Annotated in this window: 19 protein-coding genes and 1 pseudogene; 10 read left to right on the top strand and 10 right to left on the bottom strand. The window is 72.1% G+C overall.

What is annotated here, in order from left to right:
- Positions 1-65 precede the first annotated feature (65 nt).
- From ABEA93_RS18425 to ABEA93_RS18415, 3 genes are read left to right on the top strand one after another with little or no spacing between them, the layout of a single operon-like run.
- A complete protein-coding gene (locus tag ABEA93_RS18425) occupies positions 66-746 on the top strand; it encodes a DNA polymerase ligase N-terminal domain-containing protein (protein ID WP_345676680.1) in 681 nt (226 codons plus the stop codon).
- On the top strand, positions 743-1,690 hold the full coding sequence (ligD, locus tag ABEA93_RS18420) for a non-homologous end-joining DNA ligase (RefSeq protein ID WP_345676679.1): 948 nt from the start codon (positions 743-745) through the stop codon (positions 1,688-1,690). Before ABEA93_RS18425 ends, ligD begins: the two co-directional genes overlap by 4 nt.
- Complete coding sequence (locus ABEA93_RS18415; RefSeq protein ID WP_345676678.1) at positions 1,687-2,343, top strand: HhH-GDP family DNA glycosylase; 657 nt, start codon at positions 1,687-1,689, stop codon at positions 2,341-2,343. The genes ligD and ABEA93_RS18415 overlap by 4 nt, the downstream gene beginning before the upstream one ends.
- Positions 2,344-2,374: 31 nt before the next feature.
- Here the strand turns inward: ABEA93_RS18415 and ABEA93_RS18410 are convergent, their stop codons facing one another.
- Positions 2,375-2,995, bottom strand: coding sequence for a LysE family translocator (locus tag ABEA93_RS18410; protein WP_345676677.1), 621 nt, complete (start codon positions 2,993-2,995; stop codon positions 2,375-2,377).
- A gap of 188 nt (positions 2,996-3,183) precedes the next feature.
- On the opposite strand from ABEA93_RS18410, the gene ABEA93_RS18405 reads away from it, so the two are divergent.
- Entirely contained in the window at positions 3,184-4,230 is a 1,047-nt protein-coding gene (locus ABEA93_RS18405; protein ID WP_345676676.1) for a serine hydrolase domain-containing protein, read from the top strand.
- A gap of 13 nt (positions 4,231-4,243) precedes the next feature.
- Here the strand turns inward: ABEA93_RS18405 and ABEA93_RS18400 are convergent, their stop codons facing one another.
- Positions 4,244-4,912 (bottom strand): NADPH-dependent F420 reductase, encoded by a 669-nt coding sequence (locus tag ABEA93_RS18400; protein WP_345676675.1) that lies wholly within the window; start codon positions 4,910-4,912, stop codon positions 4,244-4,246.
- Between the two features lie 108 nt (positions 4,913-5,020).
- Here ABEA93_RS18400 and ABEA93_RS18395 point away from each other — a divergent pair, with 108 nt between their 5' ends.
- Positions 5,021-5,413, top strand: a complete 393-nt coding sequence (locus ABEA93_RS18395) for a winged helix-turn-helix transcriptional regulator (RefSeq protein WP_345676674.1) — start codon at positions 5,021-5,023, stop codon at positions 5,411-5,413.
- Positions 5,414-5,415: 2 nt separating this feature from the next.
- Here ABEA93_RS18395 and ABEA93_RS18390 read toward each other — a convergent pair whose 3' ends face one another.
- The 5 genes from ABEA93_RS18390 to ABEA93_RS18370 all read right to left on the bottom strand — a co-directional run bounded on the left by ABEA93_RS18390 (position 5,416) and on the right by ABEA93_RS18370 (position 10,857).
- Positions 5,416-6,897, bottom strand: a complete 1,482-nt coding sequence (locus ABEA93_RS18390; protein WP_345676673.1) for an MFS transporter — start codon at positions 6,895-6,897, stop codon at positions 5,416-5,418.
- Between the two features lie 123 nt (positions 6,898-7,020).
- Positions 7,021-8,565 carry a proline-rich domain-containing protein gene (locus tag ABEA93_RS18385; RefSeq protein WP_345676672.1) on the bottom strand — a complete coding sequence of 515 codons (1,545 nt, stop codon included), beginning with the start codon at positions 8,563-8,565 and terminating at the stop codon, positions 7,021-7,023.
- 161 nt (positions 8,566-8,726) lie between these two features.
- Positions 8,727-9,251, bottom strand: coding sequence for a DUF2231 domain-containing protein (locus ABEA93_RS18380; RefSeq protein WP_345676671.1), 525 nt, complete (start codon positions 9,249-9,251; stop codon positions 8,727-8,729).
- Between the two features lie 164 nt (positions 9,252-9,415).
- Complete coding sequence (locus tag ABEA93_RS18375; protein ID WP_345676670.1) at positions 9,416-9,796, bottom strand: hypothetical protein; 381 nt, start codon at positions 9,794-9,796, stop codon at positions 9,416-9,418.
- Between the two features lie 128 nt (positions 9,797-9,924).
- A complete protein-coding gene (locus ABEA93_RS18370; RefSeq protein WP_486394465.1) occupies positions 9,925-10,857 on the bottom strand; it encodes a formylglycine-generating enzyme family protein in 933 nt (310 codons plus the stop codon).
- Between the two features lie 202 nt (positions 10,858-11,059).
- Between ABEA93_RS18370 and ABEA93_RS18365 the strand changes: the two genes are divergently transcribed.
- From ABEA93_RS18365 to ABEA93_RS18350, 4 genes are all read left to right on the top strand, one after another.
- Positions 11,060-12,631 carry a flavin-containing monooxygenase gene (locus ABEA93_RS18365; RefSeq protein WP_345676669.1) on the top strand — a complete coding sequence of 524 codons (1,572 nt, stop codon included), beginning with the start codon at positions 11,060-11,062 and terminating at the stop codon, positions 12,629-12,631.
- A gap of 105 nt (positions 12,632-12,736) precedes the next feature.
- Positions 12,737-15,319 carry a SpoIIE family protein phosphatase gene (locus tag ABEA93_RS18360; protein WP_345676668.1) on the top strand — a complete coding sequence of 861 codons (2,583 nt, stop codon included), beginning with the start codon at positions 12,737-12,739 and terminating at the stop codon, positions 15,317-15,319.
- Positions 15,316-17,478: a SpoIIE family protein phosphatase gene (locus tag ABEA93_RS18355; protein ID WP_345676667.1), complete on the top strand. Its 2,163-nt coding sequence runs from the start codon at positions 15,316-15,318 to the stop codon at positions 17,476-17,478. The genes ABEA93_RS18360 and ABEA93_RS18355 overlap by 4 nt, the downstream gene beginning before the upstream one ends.
- A 178-nt stretch (positions 17,479-17,656) precedes the next feature.
- Positions 17,657-18,208: a GlcG/HbpS family heme-binding protein gene (locus ABEA93_RS18350; RefSeq protein WP_345676666.1), complete on the top strand. Its 552-nt coding sequence runs from the start codon at positions 17,657-17,659 to the stop codon at positions 18,206-18,208.
- Positions 18,209-18,316: 108 nt separating this feature from the next.
- Here the strand turns inward: ABEA93_RS18350 and ABEA93_RS18345 are convergent, their stop codons facing one another.
- The 3 genes and pseudogenes from ABEA93_RS18345 to ABEA93_RS18335 all read right to left on the bottom strand — a co-directional run.
- Positions 18,317-19,273 carry a cyclase family protein gene (locus ABEA93_RS18345; RefSeq protein ID WP_345676665.1) on the bottom strand — a complete coding sequence of 319 codons (957 nt, stop codon included), beginning with the start codon at positions 19,271-19,273 and terminating at the stop codon, positions 18,317-18,319.
- Between the two features lie 77 nt (positions 19,274-19,350).
- Positions 19,351-19,791, bottom strand: coding sequence for a family 1 glycosylhydrolase (locus ABEA93_RS18340; protein ID WP_345676664.1), 441 nt, complete (start codon positions 19,789-19,791; stop codon positions 19,351-19,353).
- Between the two features lie 419 nt (positions 19,792-20,210).
- Positions 20,211-20,630: pseudogene (locus ABEA93_RS18335) on the bottom strand (family 1 glycosylhydrolase); the annotation flags it as partial.
- Positions 20,631-20,841: 211 nt separating this feature from the next.
- Here ABEA93_RS18335 and ABEA93_RS18330 point away from each other — a divergent pair.
- Positions 20,842-21,081, top strand: coding sequence for a hypothetical protein (locus ABEA93_RS18330; protein WP_345676663.1), 240 nt, complete (start codon positions 20,842-20,844; stop codon positions 21,079-21,081).
- Positions 21,082-21,200 lie beyond the last annotated feature (119 nt).

Here is a 21,200-nt window from a genome sequence, read left to right as displayed (position 1 = left end):
GTCCGGCAGGGCTGTCCGGCGCGCCCGGCAGGCGCGTGGACGCACCCCGAATCCGAGGAGGGCCCGTGGCCGCGACCGACGCCCTCGGGGACTACCGGCGCAAGCGCGATTTCGGCAGAACCACCGAGCCCCGCGGCGAACCGGGCGCCGCCACCGACGGGGAACCCGTCTTCGTCGTCCAGATCCACGACGCCACCGCCATGCACTTCGACTTCCGCCTCGAAGTCGACGGCGTCCTCAAATCCTGGGCCGTGCCCCGCGGACCCTCCCGCGACCCGCACGACAAGCGCCTGGCCGTGCCCACCGAAGACCACCCGCTCGAATACCGGGAATTCGAGGGCGTCGTCGACGACGGCGAATACGGCGCCGGCGTCGTCATCGTCTGGGATGAAGGCACCTACCGCAGCCTTGCCACCGACCGCCACGGCCGCGAAGTACCGTTCGCCGACGCCCTCGCCGACGGCCACGCCTCGTTCTGGCTCGACGGCCGCAAACTCCGCGGCGGCTACGCGCTCACCCGCACCCGCGGCGGCGCCGGGCGCCGCGAAGCCTGGCTGCTCGTCAAACGCGCGGACGACCGCGCCGACGACCGCGGCACCCCCGACCCGCTGCGCGCCCGCTCCGTCCGGACCGGCCGCACGCTCCGCCAGGTCGCCGCCGAGGACGGCGGCGCCGCGGACCGCGTCGGCCGGCACGGATGGCGGCGCGGCCGCCCCGGCCGCGGCTCCGGAGGCGGTCGGGGATGATCGCGCAGCCGATGCTGGCCGTGCTCAGCAGCCGCCGCGACTTCGGCGACGACTGGATCTTCGAACGCAAGCTCGACGGCGTCCGCGTCCTGGCCGACTACGACCCCGACCGCGGTGTCCGGCTCGAGTCCCGCAGCGGACGCCCGCTCAACGGCACCTACCCGGAACTCGTCGCCGCGCTCGAACGGCAGACCGGACTCGCCTTCACCGTCGACGGAGAAGTCGTCGCCCTGCACCGGGGCCGCACCGACTTCGGCCTCCTCCAGCAGCGCATGGGCCTCACCAACCCGGTCGCCGCCTTGGCCACCGGCGTCGCCGTCACTTACTACCTGTTCGACCTGCTCGCCCTCGACGGCCACGACACCACCGGCCTTCCGCTGCGCGACCGCAAAACCCTGCTCCGCAAAGCCATCGACTTCCACGGCCCGCTCCGCTACACCACCCACCGCAACCACGGTGGCCCGGAACTCCTCGCCGACGCCTGCTCCCGCGGCTGGGAAGGCCTCATCGCCAAGCGCGCCGACAGCCGCTACACCCACGGCCGCTCCGACGCCTGGCTCAAACTCAAATGCGTCGGCGGCCAGGAGTTCGTCATCGGAGGATTCACGGAACCGGCCGGAAGCCGCGCCGGGCTGGGCGCGTTGCTCGTCGGCTATCACGAGGGCGAAGACCTGCGCTACGCCGGCAAAGTCGGCACCGGCTTCGACACGCGGACGCTCACGTCCCTGCGGCACAGCCTCGACGAAATCCGCATCGAAACATCGCCGTTCGCGGATTCCGTCGAGGAGAAGCGCGCCTTGTGGGTGCGGCCGGTCCTCGTCGCCCAGGTCGGCTTCGGCGAATGGACCCGGGCCGGGCGGCTGCGGCACCCGAAGTTCCTGGGGCTGCGCGACGACAAGAGCCCCGCGGACGTCGTCCGCGAGCGGCCGAAGGGAAGACCATGACCGGCACCACCGCCCGGACCGAGCAACACCGGCGCGTGCAGCTGCTGTTGTCCGAAGCCGGAGACACCTACGCCGCCGACGCCGGCATCAAACCCGCCGACAAGCCCGCCCCGCTGTGGCAGCTGCTCGTGCTGAGCAACCTCGTCTCCGCCCGGATCAGGGCCGCCGTCGCCGTCGAGGGCGCCCGCGAACTCTTCGCCGCAGGCGGCCGGACACCCCACGGCATGGCAGAACTCACCTGGCAGCAACGCGTCGACGCCCTCGGCCGCGGCCACTACGTCCGCTACGACGAAGGCACCGCCACCCGGCTCGGCGCATGCGCCGACCTGGCCCGCGACCGCTACCACGGCGACCTGCGCAACCTCGCCCGCGAAGCCGGCGAACAACGCGACAGGGTCGAAGACCTCCTGACCGAATTCCCCGGCATCGGCCCGACGGGCGCCCGGATCTTCTGCCGCGAAGCCCAGGACGTGTGGCCGTTCCTGCGACCGGTATTCGACGCCAAGGCCCAGGAAGGCGCGGCCCGCATCGGCCTCCCGACCGCCCCCGAGCGCCTCGCGGAACTGGCCGACGGCGACCTGGCCCCGTTCGCGGCGGCGCTGGTGCGGGCGGCACTGGACCGGGACCTGGCCGAGCGGGTGGCGGGCGGCTGAATCCGGCAGGGGCTCCGGCGGCGCTGTGCGGCTAAGGCTGTGCTGCCAAGCGAACACCCAATGCCACCAGCACCGTTCCGGAAACCCGCTCCATCCGGCGGCGGACCGCCGGGCGCTGGAACGTCGCCCGGACCCGCCCGGCCAGCCAGACGAGCCCGAAGTACCAGACCAAGTCGATCAGCGCCCACATCGCGGAGAACAACAGCAGCATCGGCAGCACGGGCGCGCCCGACGGCACGAACTGGGGGAGCAGCGACACAGCGAACACGCCGGCCTTGGGGTTGGCCGCGTTCGTCAGCAGCCCGAGGCGGAACGCGCGCCAATGCGACACCCGGCCGCCGTCGGCTTCCTCGTCGGCCGCGTTCCCGCGGCGCGCCCGCCACAGCGCCTGAGCGCCCATCCAGATGAGGAACGCCGCACCGGCGATGCGCATCACGTTGTACGCGATCTCCGACGCGACCAGCACCGCGGACAGCCCGAACGCCGCCGCCAACCCCCACAGCAGCACACCCGCTTCGTTGCCGAGCACGGTGACCATGCCCGACGTCCGGCCGTGCAGCACCGAACGGCGGAGGATCACCGCCGTACTCGGGCCGGGCACCATGGCGATCAGGCAGGCGGCGCCCGCGAAGGTGAGAAGCGACGTGAGCATCCGGGCCCTCCGGTCGGTGGTGTCGGCGGCATCGGGGGTGTCGGCGGGGGTCGGCGCACCCGAAACGCGTCCGGCGGCACGGCGCGACCCTCGGTATCACGGTCATGATGACCACTCCCGACACGGGGCCGCACCGGATTTGGCGCCGGTGCCACGGGCCGCCGAAGCGTCGGCCATGATTGACCGGCATGACAGACCTAGGCAGGGTTGTGCACGAGGCCGCCGACGCGCTGGCGGCCAAACACGTCGGAGCGGTGGTCGCGGCGATGTCCGGCGACCGGGTGGAGATACGTGGCGTCGGCGCCATGGCGGCCACCGGAGCTTCGGCGGGCCAACCGCCTTCCGGCGACACACTCTTCGAAGTCGGCTCGGTGACCAAGGTGTTCACGGCACTGACCCTGGCCCGACTCGCCGTAGCGGGCGTCGTCGACGTCGAAGAACCCGTCGCCGACCTGCTGCCGGCCGGGACGCCGATACCGTCGCGCGACGGCGAACCGATCCGGCTGTGGCACCTCGCCACCCACACGTCGGGGCTGCCGCGGCTGCCGAAAGGGCTGCTCAAGTCGGTGCTGGTGGGGCGGAACCGCGAGGACCCGTACGCCGACTGCACGGAGGACTACGTCCTGGGAACGCTCGCCCGGACCAAGCTCGCGGCGCGGCCGGGCACGCGCTTTGCGTACTCGAACCTCGGCGCGGGCCTGTTGGGCATCGCGCTCGCCCGGCGGGCCGGGCTCCCGTACGACGAACTCGTGGCACGGGAGATCACCGTGCCGCTGGGGTTGTCGGACACGTCGGTCGCCGTGCCGCCCGCACACGCCGCACGCCTGGCCGCGGGCCACACGAAGCGCCGCAAGCCGACATCGGCGTGGGACATGGCATCGCTGGCGGGCGCCGGCGGCCTGCATGCGACCGCCCAGGACCTGCTGGCCTTCGTCCGCGTCCACCTCGACCTCAAGGCCGTCGCCGACCAGGCCTTCGCGGACGCCCTGCGCCTCGCCCGCTCGCGACAGTTCGAGCTGGCCACCCACCACCACGTCCACCTCGGCTGGATGAGCATGCAGCAGAAGGGCTCCGACACGAAGCGCCTGTACTGGCACAACGGCCAGACAGGCGGCTTCGTGTCCTGGGTCGGCTTCGTCCCGAAGCGGCGCGCCGGAGTCGTCGTGCTGAGCAACACGGCACGGTCGGTGGACCGCACGGGGATGGGGCTGTTGCGGAGGGTCGAGGCGTTGTAGGCCTCGTCCCGCGCTACGCCTCCGGGGCGTCGTCCACCGCTCCCGGGGCCAGCGCGGGGGACGGGAAGGCGTGGCGGGCTTCGCCCCCGGACCACCAGACACCGATCGCGAAGATCGCGGCGGCTTCCAGGAGGCCGGCCCGGTCGAGGCCGCCGCAGGGGATCGGACGGCAGTGCATCGAGGTGACCAAGCCGGTTACCAGTGAATCGGTTTGGGGGTGGTCGCTGCAGAATGGCACAGCCAGGGGTGCCCCCTCGAAGGACGGCCGTGGCAGCGTCCAGATGCTCTCGTGGCAGACGCCGAAGACCTTCGCCACCCGGGATTCCGGCGCGGCCGCGGCGAGGCGAGACGCGACGGAATCCCCGGGGCCGCTGGTTGTCGCCAGGGGACCGGTGGGGCCGGACGCCATCGGGACGGTGCAGTCCAGCAGCGTCCGTCCGGACAGGTCGGCGGCCAGGGCGCCGACCACGTCCGGGGCGGCCGCGGCGGGAAGGGCGATCAAGACGGCGTCGCCGAACGTCGCCGCGTCGGCCAACCCGCCGCCGACGGCGCCGACCACCCGGGCGACGGAGGCGGACGCGTGCGGGTCGCGTCCGCCGACGAGGACTTCGTGACCGGCGCGGACCCAGGCGCCGGCGAGAGCGGCGGCCATGGCGCCGGTGCCGAGAATCCCGAGCTGCATGCTTGCTCCCGAATGTCGCTTGCGGTGCGGCTCGTTGCCGCCTCGCTTCGGAGACTAGAGAGCGCGATGGGCACCGAACGGTAGGTAACGGGCAGGGAAGATGGGGTCATGGAAGCGGATCGGTTGACAGCGGAGCTGGGCGGCGACGTGTTCGCATCGGACTGCCGCGCGCGGATTGCCTTCGACGTGCTGGCCAACCGCTGGGACAGCGTGATCGTGTACGTCCTCGGTGAGAACGGCCCCATGCGGCCGGTCGAGCTGCGGGCGCGCATCGGCGGAGTCAGCGCCAAGGTCCTGAACGAGGCCCTGCGGAGGCTCGAAGGCAACGGCCTGGTGAACCGGCGCCGCTACGCGGAGGCTCCACCGCGAGTGGACTATGCGTTGACGGAGGCGGGTGGTGCGTTGGTCGGGCCGATTCAGGCGATGGGGGAGTGGGCCGCGGTCCACGGGGACGCGGTCGTGGCCGCTCAAGACTCCGCCCAACGCCGTCAGACCGGGTGAACTCATCCCGCCTCCTTCGTATTCGGTGCCCGCAGAGCCACCGCGCCTGCCACCGCCAAGAACACACTCCCCACCAGCAGCGCCCGCCCGAAGCCCGAAGTCGCCGCTCCCGCCGCCGACTCCGTCCCCGCGACCGCGTGCGTCCGTGCCGTCGCCACCGCCGACAGCACCGCCAACCCCAGCGCGCCGCCCAGCTGTTGCGACGTGTTGAGGAGCGCCGCGGCCAAGCCGGCCTTGTCCGCCGGCACCCCCGCGTTGGCGGCCGTCGTGATCCCCACGAACACCCCGCCGAGTCCCAGCGACACGATCAGCATCCCCGGCAGCAGGTCCGCCGCGTACGAGCCGTCCACCGGGATCCGGGACAGCAGGTACATCCCGGCCGCCGCCACCACGGCTCCCGCCGCGATCACCGGACGGGTCCCGATCCTCGGCAGCAGCTGCGACGCGATGCCCGCGCTCACGGCCACTCCCACGCACAGGGGCAGCCACGCCGACCCGGCCTTCAGCGGCGAGTAGCCCAGCACGTCCTGCATGTACAACGTCAGGAAGAAGAACATCGAAATGAATCCGCACATCGCGATCAGCTGGGTCACATTCGACGCCGCCAACCCCCGGATGCGGAACACCGACAGCGGCATCAGGGGATTCCGCGCCACCGCCTCGCACCACACGAACGCCGCCAGCAACGCCCCCGCCGACGTCAGCTCCACCACCGTCGAGGTCGCCGACCAGCCCTGATCCGGGGCTTTCACCAGCCCGTACACCAGCAGCAAGAGGCCCGACGTCGCCAGCACCGTCCCGAGCGCGTCGAATCCGCCGCGCGGCATCCGGCGCCGGTCGTCCGCGATCAGCCGCGGGATCGCGGGCAGCACCAGGACGCACACCGGCAGGTTCACGAACATCACCCAGCGCCACCCGGGACCCTCGGTCAGTGCCCCGCCCAGGAACACCCCGACCGCGGATGCCAGCGCCCCCGTTCCGGCCCACGCCCCCAGCGCCTTGGTCCGCTCCGGACCCTCCGCGAACGACGTGGTCAGAATCGAAAGCGCCGCCGGCAGCATCATCGCCGCGCCCGTCCCTTGCGCCAGCCGTGCGCCGATCAGGACGCCCGACGTCTGCGCCAGGCCGCCCACCAGCGACGCGATGCCGAACAGCACCGTCCCCGCGATCAGCACCCGCCGCCGCCCGAGCAGGTCGGCCGCGCGACCGCCCAGCAGCATCAGGCCGCCGTATGTCAGCAGGTAGCCCGACGGCACCCACTGGAGACTCTGCGTCGACAAGCTCAGATCACGCTGGATCGACGGCAACGCCGTGTTGACGATGGACGCGTCCACGAAATCGAGGAACGCCACCGCACACAGCAGGAACAACGTCAGCTTCCCGCGCCGCGACGCGAGGAACGCGCCGCCGCCGGATTCGGAGGATTCGGACAGCTGGCCGCCCGGGCCGGAGCCCGGCTTCGAGAGATCGGTTTCCACACTCATACCCGGCAGACGGATCCCGCCCGCCGAATGTGACCGCCACCCGAGAAGAACCCGAAACCCCGAAATCCCGAAATCCCGAAGCCGCCGAAGCCGCCGGAGCCCCCGAGGTCCCCGGCCCCCCGCCTACGACGAGTTCGGCGTCCGAGCCTCCGCACCCTTGCGCGACGCCCGCCACGTGGTCGCCCCGTCCCCGGGCTCCCCGCCGTTCAGGAACTCCAGCACGGCAAGCGCGAACAGGAAGGTGAGCGTGATCCCCAGGATCACCAGGCCCGTCGGGTAGCTCCACAGGATCAGCGCGATCGCCGCGCAGGCGAGGAAGGCCCACACGATCCACGTCTTGTACCGGTGCAGCCACACGCCGAACGAGCCGGTGTTGAGGCCCACCGCCGACCGCGCCGTGCCGATGCCGGACTGCCACCCGGTCCGCACCTTGGTGGCCCACTTCCCCGGACCGCTCAGCCACGCGCCCAGCGCCACGATGATGCCGAGCGTGATGATCATCCGCACCGACGCGCGCAGGTACCGCACGAGCGTGTCGTAGACCGCCTCGGCCGCCGGACGGTTCACGTCCGCGGGCAGCCGGTCCGTGTAGATGAGCCGGAACACCGCCAGGCCGATCCCGAGCACCGCCACGCCCGCCGCGATCGCCAGCGACGCCGTGACCAGCGCGCGCCGCCGCCGCTGCGCCAGCAGTACGCCCGCGCCCGCGACGACCACGGTGATGATCGGCAGCCACACGCCCGCGATATCGAGGAGCCTGAAGTACGTCTTGAGCTTCCCGATGTCCTTCGACTCCACGAGCGTGAAGCTGGTGTGCACGTCGGGGATCTTCGCCGCGACGCCCAGGCCCTGGTCGACCAACTGCGTCTTCACCTGGGCGATCACCGGCGCGAGGTCGAGGGACACCGTATCGTTGTTGATCTTGATGCTGGCGTCGCCGCTGCCGGTGAGCGCCTTCACCATCGCCTGATGCGCATCGGTGATGAGCCTGACCCACAGGGTCTGGAACGCGTCGCCCTGCACGAAGTTCTGCACGACGGTGCGCACCAGGCCGTTGATGCCGCTGGTGATCGCGCCGCTCGCGCCGCCGAGGATGGTGTCCAGCCGCGGGCGGTCGCTGGGGGCGATGTCGTTGATGATGGCGTTGACGTCGATGTTCTGCATCACCGCGTCGGTGACCCGGTTGGTGACGGCGTTCTGCACGTCCGGGTTCGACGCCAGCGGCTTCATCGTGGCGACGAACCGGCCGGTGTCGCTGACCTGGCTGTCCACCCATACGGCCGCCGCGGACAACGGTGCCAGCACGGCGGCGATCACGATCAGCAGCGCCGAGAAGAACGCCCGCACGCGGTGCTTCGGACGCTTCTGCGGCTGCGCTTCCAAATCGGCGACACGCGCCCGCAAGGCGCGCAACTCGTCCTGGTCGGACGGGATCTGCGGAGTCGTCGGCGGAACCTGCGGGGGTTGGCCCGCCCCTTCGGGCGGGACCTGCGGGCCCGCCCCTTCCGGCGGAGTCTGCGGCGGCTGCCCCGCCCCTTCCGCGGGAGTCTGCGGGGTCTTGCCCAGCGAGGGCGGCGGTTCCGACGGTTTCGGCGGAACCTGCGAAGGCTTCTCGGGCGGTTCCGGAGGGATCCGCGGGGATGCGTCGTCGGGGCCGTCCGTGGCCATGTCACCCTCCGCGCGGGATCGTGCCGATCGAAGTCGTTCCGACCAGCACAACCCGGCGCGCAAAGCCCCGCAACCGGAGCCGACCCGCGGGCAATTGCGTATCAACCGGGAGAAGTCACCGGCTCAGGACGGGATCGAAGGGCCGGCCGCCCTCCGAACCCTCACATCACCGGCCCGGTACGGTGCCGTGCCCCGGACGTGTCCGCCTGCCACTCCTGCGCTTCCTGGGCGGTGTTCAGGGTGACGCCCACGTGGTACGTCTGCACCAGCATCCAGCCCAGGAACCCGGCCGTCATGGTGGCCAGCAGGCCGCCCGACGACAGCGCCAAGCCGAGGGTGGTGCCGCGGGACGGCGGCGGGCCGTCCCAGTGCTGTACATAGGTGCCGAGTACTGCGCCGAACAGGCCGAGCGCGACGACGTTCATCGCGGCGTGCGCACGGCCGACGCGCTGGGCGCGCGAGCCGCGCGGGATGCCGAACCACAGGTCGGTGGCTCCCGGCAGCGCCGCGAGCAGGGCGCCGCCGACCCCGGCGATGTTCATCGCGATGGCGAAGTTCAGCCAGAACTGCTGCCCGTTCGAGGCGTAGACGGCGAGTCCCACGAGAGTGCCGGTGTAGCCGGCGACGGGATAGGCGACGAGCATCGGGTGAAGGGGATGCCCGGCGATCTTGGCCTTGCTGTACACGCGACGCCTCCTTGCCCGTCCACCCCGCACCGCGGGGGGAAGATGCCAAGTCCGTCGCCTTCCCAGGCTACGACTCCGGGCCCGCGAACCCGCCGTCCGGCGGCACCCGGTCGGCGCGGCGCCGCGCTGCGCCGACCGGGTGCCGCCGGACGGCGGGCACGGGCTCAGCACATGCCGCGGGCCTTCGCGATGTCCGGTTCGCTCTGGTGGATGTCGAACGTCCGGGCGATGGCGTCCTGCGCATGTTTCAACGTGTCCGCGAGCGGCTGGTGCTTCGGGTCGTCCGCCGCGGCGTTGGCGGCGAGGAGGGAGGCCGCGCCGAGCCGGTTGGTCGCGCGGTCGTAGTCGCCGAACTGTCCGCCGGACGGCGGGAGGTCGGGCATTCGCGGAGGCAGCTGCTGCACCAGGGAGCACGCCGTCGCGAAGTCGCTGCGTCCGGACGCTTTCGATCCCCCGTCCGAATCACCGTCCGAGCACCCCGCCAGCACCGCGACCGCGGCCGCCGTCATCGCCAACGCCGCAGCGCCGCCCCGGATCCGCCGCATTGCCGCCCCTCTCGTCCCCGTGGCCCCGTCAGCCGGACAGGCTTCAGCCGGACAGGCTAGGGACCGCGGCGAGAGGCAGGCAACCGTCAGGCCCGCGGCACCAGCCGACTCGCTATGTTCTCAGGTACTCACGCCGCATCCGCCGCGCAGCGGAACCCCGCGTGCCCGCTCGAACTGTCCGGGCTGTTCGCCGTGCGCGCGCCGACGCGGTAGCGCGTGCAGTACGAGTCGTGGCACATGTGCGAGCCGCCGCGGATGACCTTGTCGCGGCCGGCGGCCGGACCCGTCGGGTTCACCGCGTCGGGTTCGTGCGCCGTCGACCACCAGTCGGAGCACCACTCCCACACGTTGCCGGACATGTTGTGGAGGCCGAAGCCGTTGGGTGCGAAGGCGTCGACGGGGGCGGTGCCGCGGTAGCCGTCGGCGGCGGTGTTCTTGGTCGGGAAGCTGCCGCGCCAGATGTTGCAGCGGTACGTGCCGTCCGGGTCGAGGTCGTCGCCCCACGGGTACCGGGCTTGCGCCAGGCCGCCGCGGGCCGCGTACTCCCACTCGGCCTCGGTCGGCAGGCGCTTGCCGGCCCAGCGGCAGTAGGCGTCGGCGTCGTGCCAGGAGATGTGGACGACCGGGTGGTCGCCGCGTCCGTCCAGGCCGCTGCCCGGGCCTTCGGGGGCGTGCCAGGCGGCGCCGGCGACGCCGCACCACCACGGGGTGCGTTCCGGGCGGGGTGCGCCGCGGCGCAGGGCGGCGGGCAGGAACCCGGCGAAGACGTAGGACCAGCCGAGGCGCTCGGCTTCGGTGCGGTAGCCGGTGGCGGCGACGAAGGCGGCGAAGCGGTCGTTGGAGACGGCGTGCGTGTCGATCCGGAACGGGTCGACGGTGACCGTGCGCACCGGCCCTTCGCCGTCGTCCGGGAACCCGTCGGGGTCGTCCGAGCCCATGAGGAACGCGCCGCCGGGCAGGTCGACCATCGTGTCGGGCTTCGTGTCCGCTGTCGTGTCCAGCGAGCGGGCGGCGGGGGAGGGGGCGAGCGGCACGGCGGCGGTGCCGGGCGGGCCGGGCATGACGAGCGGGGCCGCCGCGGTGCGTGCGGGCGCGCAGCACGCCGGGGGAGGGGGAGTGTCCACGGGATGCTCCTCGCGACGGTGGAGTATGTGCTGATGTACATATCACAGGCGCGATGTGGATGACCTGTGCCACGTCATGCGGATGACCCGTGCCACAGGGGGGTGAGATCGGGGCCGGTTTGGCTCCACACTGGGGCGCATGACGACTGGCCGTACGACGACGGGGCGCACGACGACCGGGCGCGAGACGACGCATCGGGACGTGGTGATCGTGGGCGCCGGCCTGTCCGGCATCGGGGCCGCCTACCGGTTGCAGACCGAGTGCCCGGGCCGCAGCTACGCGATTCTCGAAGCGCGCGAGGCGTCGGGCGGCACCTGGGACCTGTTCCGCTACCCGGGCGTCCGGTCCGACTCGGACATGTTCACCCTCGGCTATCCGTTCCGGCCGTGGACCGAGGCCAAGGCGATCGCCGACGGGCCGTCGATCCTGCGCTACATCCGGGAAACCGCCGCCGAGTACGGCATCGACAAGAACATCCGCTACCGCACGAAGGTCGTCGGCGCCGACTGGTCGTCCCGCGACGCGCGCTGGACGCTCGACCTGGAGTGCACCGGTGACGACGGCACGGTCGAGCGGCAGACGCTCACCTGCGACTTCCTGTACTCGTGCGCGGGCTACTACGACTACGCGAACGGCCACACCCCCGAGTTCCGCGGCCTCGACGCCTACCAGGGCACCGTCGTCCACCCGCAGTTCTGGCCCGACGACCTCGACTGGGCGGGCAAGCGCGTCGTCGTCATCGGCAGCGGCGCGACCGCGGTGACCCTCGTCCCGTCGCTCGCCGGCGAGGCGGCGAGCGTGACGATGCTGCAGCGGACCCCGACGTGGATCAGCGCCGTCCCCGGGCGCGACGCGATCGCCGACCGGATCCGCGCCGTCCTGCCGCCGCAGGCCGCGCACCGGGTCGTGCGGACCAAGAACATCCTGTTCATGATCGGCGTCTACCAGTTCTGCCGCCGCAGCCCGCAGGCCGCGCGCCGGATGTTCACCAAGTTCAACACCCGCATCCTGCGCGACGAGCAGGTCGTCAAAGAGCACTTCACACCGCCCTACAACCCGTGGGAGCAGCGCCTGTGCGCGGCGCCCGACGCGGACTTCTTCCGGGCGGTGCGGGACGGCAACGCCGACGTCGTCACCGGCGGCATCGACACGTTCGTGCCCGACGGGATCAAGCTGGCCGACGGCCGCGTCCTGCCCGCGGACGTCGTCGTGACCGCGACCGGGCTGCGCCTCCTCGCGTTCGGCGGCATCGCCCCCACCGTCGACGGCACCGCGGTCGACCTGGCGAAGCAGTTCGTGTGGCGGGGCGCCATGCTCACCGGCCTGCCCAACTTCGCGGTGTGCATCGGCTACACCAACGCTTCCTGGACGCTCCGCGCCGACCTGACGTCGCGCCTGGTCTGCAAGGTCCTCAACCATCTGGACCGGCACGGCTACGCCGCCGTCGAACCCCGCCCCACCGGCCCGCTCGACGAACGCCCCCTGCTCGACCTGATGTCCGGCTACGTCCGGCGCTCGATCGACGCCTTCCCCCGGCAGGGGCACCGCAGCCCGTGGAAGGTCCGGCAGAACTACGTCCTCGACGCCGCGACGACGATGCGCACCAACTTGCACCGCACGCTCCGGCCGATCCGCCGCCCCACCCCGTCCGAGGGATCTCCGCAGGTCACCGGCCGTGCCGCGGCGGCTTCGGCGGGTTCGTCAAGTTGACATCACCCCCCGCGGGGCGTACTCCCGAAGTATGTGCGCGCGAGCAGCATCCGCGTCCCCGTGCCGTGTTCCGCAGCGGCACGGGCCGACGTGCGGGAGGCTCCGATGACCGGGACCAAGCCCCGGCCGGACGCCGCGGGCGCGCGTGTGCCGGAAGCGCCCGAGGCCGCCCAACCCGGGGGGCTCGTCGACGAACTCGACACGATCCTGTCCGAGGGCCTCAGCGAGGCCGTGTACGCGTCCGACGCCTACGGCGGCGTGGTCTACCTGCGGTCGCATGACGGCCGCTCCCTCGTCCTCGCCAAAATCGCCGGACTCGCCGTCTCGCTGCTCGACCCGTGGCGGCGCATCTCGGTCACCAGCCCGCTGCCCACCGCCGCGGCCTACCGCAACGGTCGCACCGTGTTCCTCGCCGACGGCGGAGAAACGATGCGGCGTTTCCCGCAGCTCGCCATCGGCATGCCGTACGCCTTCGGCTCCGCCAACATCCCGCTCCGCTCCGGGCCCGACATCCTCGGCGTCCTGTGCGTCCTGTGGCCCGCGACCCCCGCCGAGGGCCTTTCCGTGCCGCGCAGCCGCCGGCTCCGCGCCGCGACCGTCCGCCTCACCGACGCCCTCGCCGGCTACGCCGTCGGCCACGACATCGCCTACGACGGCCCGGCCACTCCCACCCCGCTCGGCCCGGCGGCGCTCGCCCCCAACCGCGTCGGCCTGTTCGACTGGAACGTCGACACCGGCGACTTCCGCGCCGACGACGAAGTGTGCGCGCTCTTCGGGATGGACCCGCGCGATTTCGACAACCGGGCGGAAACCCTCGCCGGCCGCGTCATCAGCGGCGGCGGCCGGGAATTCCGCAACGCCGCCCGCCGCGCCGTCGACACCGGCCACGTCCTCGCCTGGCGCATGCAGGTCCACGCCGTCGGCGGCGCCCGCCGCATCCTCGAATGGTGGGGCCGAATACCGGACGACCACCCCCGCGCCACCGGACGGCACCTCGTCGGCGCCATCCTCGACCTCGGCACCAGCGCCGCCGCCGCGGAAGCCGTCGAACGCCTGCGCGAAGGCGTCTTCTCCCTCGCCCCGGACGGCCGCATCACCTACGCCAACCGGCGCTTGCAGAGCATGCTGCGCGTCCGCCTCGACGACGTCCTCGGCCGCACCCCCTGGGAAGCCCTGCCGTGGCTCGCCGACCCCGTCTACGAGGACCGCTACCGCGCCGCCATGCTGTCCCAGCAGCCCGGCTCGTTCCTCACCACCACCCCGCACGGCGACCGGCTCGAATTCACGCTCTACCCCGACCCGTACGGCCTCACCGGCACGGTCGCGCCCGCCGACCCCGACGCCCCCGGCCCGCACCCCGCCGTCGTGCCCCGGCCGCCGTCCACCGCGGCACCGCCCCGGCTCGGTGCGATCTACCACGTCCTCGCCATGGCGGGCGCGCTCACCGAAGCCGTCAGCGTCAGCGAAGTCTGCGACGTCGTCACCGACCAGATGCTCCCCGCCTTCGGCGGCCAGGAACTCGCCATCTACATCGTCCGCGACCAGCGCTTCCACCTGGCCCGCCAGACCGGCTATCCGGACGGCTTCCTCGACCCCTTCGAAGGCGTCTCCCTCGACAGCCGCCTCCCCGGCGTCGACGCCCTCACCCGCGGCACCCCGATCTTCATGGAATCCCTCGCCGAACTCGTCGCCGCCTACCCCGACGTCCTCGTCGACGAGATGAGTTCCTGGGCGTTCCTCCCGCTCATCGCCTCCGACCGGCCCGTCGGCACCTGCATCCTCGGCTTCCGCGACCCGCACGTCTTCACCCCCGAAGAACGCTCCGTCCTCACCGCACTGAGCGGCCTCATCGCCCAAGCCCTCGAACGGGCCCGCCTCTACGACGCCGAATTCACCCTCGCCCGCGGCCTCCAGCACGCCCTGCTGCCGCACCGCCTGCCCACCCTCCCCAACCTCGACATCGCCGCCCGCTACCTGCCCGGCACCTCAGGCATGGAGATCGGCGGCGACTGGTACGACGTCATCGAAACCGGCTCCACCGTCGCCCTCGTCATCGGCGACGTCGAAGGCCACAGCGTCGCCGCCGCCGCCACCATGGGCCAACTCCGCAGCGCCGTCCGCGCCTTCACCACCGGCGGGCAGACCCCCGGCGGCGTCGTCTGGCACACCAATCGGCTCCTCAACGACCTCGACCCCGGCCTCACCGCCAGCTGCTGCTACATCCGCCTCGACCCGCACACCGGCCGCGGCGACATCGTCCGCGCCGGACACCCCCCGCCCATCCGGGCCGGCCCCGACGGCACCAGCACCGTCATCGAAACCCACGGCGGCCTCCTCCTCGGCGTCGACCGCGACACCGTCTACCCCGTTACGCCCTTCCGCCTCGACCCGCACGACCTCCTGCTCCTCTACACCGACGGCCTCGTCGAAGAACCCGGCACCGACATCGACGACGGCATCTGCATGCTGCGCCGCTCCCTGCACACCGCACCCGCCGGCACGCCCACGGAAATCGCCGACCGCCTGCTGCACGACGCCGGGCGGCTCACCAGCCGCGCCGACGACGTCGCGCTGCTCGTGGCCCGCTGGACTCCCGGAAAGCACCCTGGAAAGCACCCCGGAAAGCACCTCGGCGGGTCCCCCGAAGGGCCCGACCGGCCTCCCGGACGGGAAGAGGGCACGCTATGACCGGCCCGTATCCGTGGGATCCCAACGCCGGCGACACCGGATCCGACCCGGCGTGGCTGCGCCACATGCTCCGCCAAGCCCCCATCGGCATCGCGATCGTCGACACCGAACTGCGCTGCGTCTGGCTCAACGACACCCTCGAACGCAACGGCGGCATCCCCCGCGAACAACGCCTCGGCAAGCGCCTCAGCGACGTGCTGCCCGGCCTGCCCGCCCGGCAGCTCGAGACGTACATGCGCAACGTGCTCGACACCGGAACGCCCCTCATCGACCACGAGTACCGGGGCCGCACCGCCGCCGACCCGGAACACGAACACGCCTACTCCACCTCGTTCTTCCGCCTCGAAGACCAAACCGGCGCGGTCCTCGGCGTCTGCTACCTCGTCATCGACGTCACCGACCGCTGGAACGCCCGCCACCGCCTCGCCCTGCTCTCCGACGCCGGCGCCCGCATCGGCACCACCCTCGACGTCGCCGCCACCGCGCAGGAACTCGCCGACGCCGCCGTCCCCGCCCTCGCCGACTTCGCCGCCGTCGACCTCCTCGACACCATCCTCCGCGGCGCCGAACCCGCCCCCGGCCCGCTCCGCGGCAGCGTCACACTGCGCCGCATCGGGCAGCGCTCCACCGACGGCGGACTCGCCGAATCCACTTCCGCCACCGGCGAGACCGCACCGATCGCGCCGGGATCGCCCGCCGAACGGAGCCTCGTCGACGGCCGCGCGGTCCTCGAACCCGTCCTCGACCCGGAAACCGTCTCCTGGCTGGCCGCCGACCCCCCGGCCGCGGCCCGCGCCCGGGACCTCGGCATGCACTCGCTCATGGTCATCCCGATCCGGGCCCGCGGCATCACCCTCGGCGTGGCGCACTTCTTCCGGCGCGCCACCCCCGACCCGTTCGAGGGCGACGACCTGATCCTGGCCGAGGAGTTCGTGTCCCGCGCGGCGGTGGCAATCGACAACGCGCGCCGCTTCACCCGGGAGCACGCCGCGGCGCTGGCCTTGCAGCGGAGCCTGCTGCCGCACGCGCTGCCGAAGCAGCCCGCCGTCGACGTCACCAGCCACTACATGCCGGCCGACCCACGGGCGGGCGTGGGCGGCGACTGGTTCGACGTGATCCCGCTGTCCGGCGCACGCGTCGCCCTGGTCATCGGCGACGTCGCCGGGCACGGCGCGCACGCCGCGGCCACCATGGGCCGCCTGCGGGCCTCCGTGCACACGCTCGCCGACCTCGACATGGCACCCGACGAACTCCTCGCGCACTTGGACGACCTGGTCATCCGCTTCGTGGACGAGGAGGACACCGGGTACGACGGCGTCGACACCACGGCGCTCGGCGCGAGCTGCCTGTACGCCGTCTACGACCCGGTCAGCCGGCAGTGCAGCATGGCCCGCGCGGGGCATCCGCCACCCGCGGTGGTGCTGCCCGACGGCGACGTGACCTTCCCGGACCTGCCCGCCGGGCCGCCGCTCGGGCTGGGCGGACTGCCTTTCGAATCCGCCGAGTTCGATCTGCCGGCCGGAAGCCTCATCGTGCTGTACACCGACGGCTTGGTGGCGGACCGGGACCGGGACATCGAGTCCGGGCTGGAGCGGCTGCGGGTGGCGTTGGCCGACCCGGGGCGGCCGTTGGACGACATCACCAAATCGGTCCTCGACACGGTCCCGGTGCATCCGCCGGAAGACGACGTGGCGCTGCTGGTGGCCCGGACGCGGGTTCTGGACACGTCGCGGGTGGTGACCTGGGAACTGCCCGCCGACCCGGCCGTCGTCGCCGAGGCCCGGAACCACACCAACCGGCAGCTGACCGTGTGGGGGCTCGACGACGCGGCGTTCACCACGGAGCTGGTCATCAGCGAGCTGGTCACCAACGCCATCCGCTACGCCCGCGGGCCGATCCGGATCCGGCTGATCCGCGACGACACGCTGATCTGCGAGGTCTCCGACACGACCAGCACGGCACCGCGGCTCCGCCACGCGCGGACGACCGACGAAGGCGGCCGCGGACTCTTCCTCGTTGCGCAGTTCACCCAGCGGTGGGGGACGCGGTACACCCAAGACGGCAAGACGATCTGGGCGGAACAGCAACTGTCGTCGGCACCGACCGGCGCACCGACGGGAATCCCGGGGCCGGAGGGGAATCCGGCGAATCTGCTGTGAGTGCCGCGGCGGCCGGGCACGGTGCCTCGGCTGCCGGGTGACGCCTGGTCCGTCCGGCCCAACCGGCCGTGTCGCTGCCCGGAGGCCGTCGGCGGCGGATGATCCCATGGTCGCACCGGACGGCCGGAACGCGGCCGTCACCGTGCCGGGCCTGGGAGTTTGCGTGAGAAGAACGTGGTTGCTGCGTACGCGTGTCGCCCTCTGCGGCACGCTGGTGGCGGTCGGCCTCGGCATCGCCGCCCCAGGGCAGGCGCTCGGCGGGACGTGCACGCACGGCATGCACGGCTGCTCGGCCCCGGAGGACGGGGGGATCCCAGCCGACGGCATCGTGCAGACGTCGCACCTCACGGAGGATGCCGCGAACACCGCGGCCCGCGCGGCACTCGCCGCCGCGGAAGCGGCCGGGCAGCACGTCAGCGTTGCGGTCGTGGACCGCAGCGGCAACCCGATCGTGATGCTCCGCGGCGACGGCTCCGGCCCGCACACGTTCGAATCGGCACAGCGCAAGGCCTACACCGCGGCGTCGTTCAACGCCCCCACGTCGGTGCTCGTCGACCGCCTGGAGCAGCAGCCGACGCTGGCGGACATCCCGGGCACCCTGTTCCTGGCCGGCGGCCTGCCGATCCAGTACGAGGGCTCGCCGATCGCCGGCATCGGCGTCGCGGGTGCCCCGAGCGGCCTGACGGACGAAATGTTCGCACAGGCAGGCATCGACGCGATCACCAACTGAGTCCGCCGCCCTGCTCTCGACGGCACGAGCGGCCGCCCCGGCTCCCCAGGGTCGGCGGCTATTCCGCGTTGCAACCCCTGCTGAGGGGCCGACAGTTTGTCGGGTTGGTTAGTCGGCTGTGCCTGGCTCGGGTAGTACCGCGTAGGTGCGGACGGTGAAAGTGCCCATGCCTTCCACTGCGGGTGGTGCGGCGTGGAAGCGGAAGTCGGTCGGCGGCAGCTGTTCGAGGCCGCGCAGGTGTTCGACGATGGGGATGCCCGCGGCCAGGAGGGTGGTGTGGGCCGGGCGGGTCGGGGCTGCGGTGTCGTCGATGTTCACGGAGTCGATGCCGACGAGGGCGGGGCGTTGGTCGGCGAGCCAGGCGGCGGCTTCGGCGGTGAGGTGGGGGTGGCCGCCCGCGCCGTAGGCGTCGGTGCCCCAGTGGCGGGCCCAGTCGGTGTGGATCAGGACGGCGCGGCCGGTGACGTCGTACGGCAGCAGGGTGTTGCGGTCGACGGCGGGAGTGTCCGCGCCTAGCGTGCGGATCACCAGGCCGTCGAGGTCGACCAGTCCGTCGAGGGGGAGAGCGGCCAGGTCCGCGCCGTCGTCGAAGCGGTGGAACGGGCTGTCGAGGTAGGTGCCGGTGTTCGCGACCATCGAGATGCGCCCGATGTGGAACTCGGTGCCGGGCCCGTAGTGGGCGCGGGACGCTTCGCGCGACAGGTGGTCGGTGATGTCGGGCCCGGGCAGACCCGGATAGGTGACCATGCCGTGCCGGATCGGGTGGCTCAGCTCGACGATCCGGGTTGTGGCCCGGGGCGACGCGGCGACACCGCGGCCGCCCTTGTGCGGCTCGCGCAGCATCCGCACGTTGCCGATCCGCACGCTGCCGACCATGAGCAGGCCGAGATGGCGTACGAACAAGGCGGCGATGTCGTCGGTACCTAGGTCCGGACCGGGCGCGTCAAGGCGGAACTCCTGAGCCTGCAATCCGCCGCCGTTGGCGAACGCGACGTCGGCGTCGAATTGGACGCGCCACTGTTGCGCGTCGCGGCCGTCCGGCGTGGCGGGCTCGGTGATCTCCATGGCCACGATGGTAGGCCGCGCTCCGGGCAGCGGAGCGCGGCTGGGAGCCGGCGTGCGGCGGGGCGCGAAAGCGTCCGTCAGGAGAGCGCGTTGCGCCGGGCCACCGTGCCCAGGTAGCGGGCACTCGCCTTGGCCTCGCGGCGCTGCGTGGTGCGGTCCACCGCGATCACGCCGAAGGTGGGGCGGTAGCCGAACATCCACTCGAAGTTGTCGAGGGCGGACCAGTAGTAGTAGCCGCGGACGTCGATACCGTCGGCGAGGCAGCGTTCGACGCCTTCGAGCGCGGTGCGGACGAACTCGGCGCGGCGGGTGTCGTCGTCGGTGGCCAGGCCGTTCTCGGTGACGACGAGGGGGAAGCCGAGGGCGGCTGCGCGGCGGAGGACGCCTTCCAAGGCCTGGGGGTAGAACTCGTAGCCCATCTGGGTGAGTTCCGCGTCCTCGGGGTGGGGCTGCATGCCGTTCGGGCCGACGATCGTGCGGGTGTAGTTCTGGACGCCGAGGTAGTCGTCGCCGGCCATGGCCGGGAGGAAATCCTCGATGTGGCGTTCCACATGGCGTCGGCGGCTGCTTCGCTGCCCGGGAGCGGCTGGTAGTCGTTGAGGGCCAGGGTGAGGCCGACTCGGGCGTGCGGACTGACCTCGCGGATCGCTTCGCGGGCGGCGGCGTGGGCGCGCTTGACGATGTCGATGCCGGTGTCGCTGGTGGTGAACAAGAAGATGTTCATCTTGTCGAGGGTTGTGCCGAGGGCGTCTGCGCCTGCTTGCAGGCCCGGGCCGAGCATGTCGGTCAACGCGTTGCCGACTCCGACGGGCGCCTGCGCGTCCGCTGTCCGGTCGGCCCGCGGGTGCGGTTGCGGCATCATGCTGCGGATCAGCGGGGCGATGTTGGCCTCGTTGATGGTGCAGACGTAGGGGATGAGGTCGCCCAGGTCGGTCATGACCCGGCGGCAGTACGCGGCGAACCGTTCGGGTGTCTCCTTGTACTCCCAGCCGCCCAGCTTGATCAGCCAGCGCGGGCTGGTGAAGTGGTGGAGCGTCACCATCGGGGTGATGCCGAACTCGCGGCAGGCCTCCAGGACGTCGCGGTAGTGCGCGATCGCCGCGGCGGAGAAGCGGCCGTCCTCCGGCTCGACGCGCGCCCACTCGATCGAGAAGCGGTAGGACGTGAAGCCGAGTTCCTTGAGCAGGGCGATGTCGTCCCGGTAGAGCCGGTAGTGGTCGCACGCGTCCCCGCTCGGCTCGGCGAAGAACGTGCCGGGCATGTTCTCGAGGACCCAGAAGTCGCTGGCGACGTTGTTGCCTTCGACCTGGTGGGCGGCGGTGGCCGTCCCCCACAGGAAACCTTCGGGGAAGGACATGGGCTCTCCCGGTTGTGACGCGGCGGTGTTGGTGAAAACCGAGTAGACGGTAGGTATTCGCTTCGCGTCAAGCCGGGGCGGCAGGATCGTCGGCGGCCGCGTGGGCGGTGATTGAGTGCTTTGGCGATTCGGCGGCCGGGTGGTCCGGTGTGGCGGTCGGATCATGCGATCATGTGGATTCCGGCTCGGGTGCGGTGGGGAAGGCGGCGGCGTGGCAGGGCGGCATCGAACGGTGGTGCGGCGGGTGCGGCAGTCGCGTAGGGCGATGCCGTGGTGGGCGTTGATTGCCGCGCTGGTCGTCATGGTCGTCGCCGATCGGCTGCTGGTGGCCATGGAAGCCCCGCTGGTGCTGCGTTGGAGTGCCTCGCCCTTGGTGGTGGGCGGTGTGCTGGCGACGGCGGCCGTGGCGCGCCGGAGCGAGGGAGGGGCTGTTTCGCGCGACCGGCCCTGAGGCGCAACGGGCCGAAACGACCGGCGAGTCGACCGGTGAATCGACCCACGGAAGACCGCCTCGTGATCGCTCGATGATTGACATCCTTTCGCCGCACCGTTTCCATACGTGTCGAAAAC

Origin of the sequence: Yinghuangia aomiensis (genome assembly GCF_039542225.1) — a bacterium.
GTDB classification, from domain to species: domain Bacteria; phylum Actinomycetota; class Actinomycetes; order Streptomycetales; family Streptomycetaceae; genus Yinghuangia; species Yinghuangia aomiensis.
Note: the sequence above shows the minus strand (reverse complement) of the source record. Positions and strands in the feature narration are given on the sequence as shown.

What these genes read in the sequence shown, in the direction of transcription:
- ABEA93_RS18405 (WP_345676676.1), top strand. Translation starts at nt 3,184, where the DNA reads ATGACAGACCTAGGCAGGGTTGTGCACGAGGCCGCCGACGCGCTGGCG.
- ABEA93_RS18390 (WP_345676673.1), bottom strand. Translation starts at nt 6,897, where the DNA reads ATGAGTGTGGAAACCGATCTCTCGAAGCCGGGCTCCGGCCCGGGCGGC.
- ABEA93_RS18345 (WP_345676665.1), bottom strand. Translation starts at nt 19,273, where the DNA reads ATGGAGATCACCGAGCCCGCCACGCCGGACGGCCGCGACGCGCAACAG.
- ABEA93_RS18370 (WP_486394465.1), bottom strand. Translation starts at nt 10,857, where the DNA reads ATGCCCGGCCCGCCCGGCACCGCCGCCGTGCCGCTCGCCCCCTCCCCC.
- ABEA93_RS18340 (WP_345676664.1), bottom strand. Translation starts at nt 19,791, where the DNA reads ATGGCCGGCGACGACTACCTCGGCGTCCAGAACTACACCCGCACGATC.
- ABEA93_RS18355 (WP_345676667.1), top strand. Translation starts at nt 15,316, where the DNA reads ATGACCGGCCCGTATCCGTGGGATCCCAACGCCGGCGACACCGGATCC.
- ligD (WP_345676679.1), top strand. Translation starts at nt 743, where the DNA reads ATGATCGCGCAGCCGATGCTGGCCGTGCTCAGCAGCCGCCGCGACTTC.
- ABEA93_RS18415 (WP_345676678.1), top strand. Translation starts at nt 1,687, where the DNA reads ATGACCGGCACCACCGCCCGGACCGAGCAACACCGGCGCGTGCAGCTG.
- ABEA93_RS18365 (WP_345676669.1), top strand. Translation starts at nt 11,060, where the DNA reads ATGACGACTGGCCGTACGACGACGGGGCGCACGACGACCGGGCGCGAG.
- ABEA93_RS18400 (WP_345676675.1), bottom strand. Translation starts at nt 4,912, where the DNA reads ATGCAGCTCGGGATTCTCGGCACCGGCGCCATGGCCGCCGCTCTCGCC.
- ABEA93_RS18385 (WP_345676672.1), bottom strand. Translation starts at nt 8,565, where the DNA reads ATGGCCACGGACGGCCCCGACGACGCATCCCCGCGGATCCCTCCGGAA.
- ABEA93_RS18410 (WP_345676677.1), bottom strand. Translation starts at nt 2,995, where the DNA reads ATGCTCACGTCGCTTCTCACCTTCGCGGGCGCCGCCTGCCTGATCGCC.
- ABEA93_RS18360 (WP_345676668.1), top strand. Translation starts at nt 12,737, where the DNA reads ATGACCGGGACCAAGCCCCGGCCGGACGCCGCGGGCGCGCGTGTGCCG.
- ABEA93_RS18395 (WP_345676674.1), top strand. Translation starts at nt 5,021, where the DNA reads ATGGAAGCGGATCGGTTGACAGCGGAGCTGGGCGGCGACGTGTTCGCA.
- ABEA93_RS18375 (WP_345676670.1), bottom strand. Translation starts at nt 9,796, where the DNA reads ATGCGGCGGATCCGGGGCGGCGCTGCGGCGTTGGCGATGACGGCGGCC.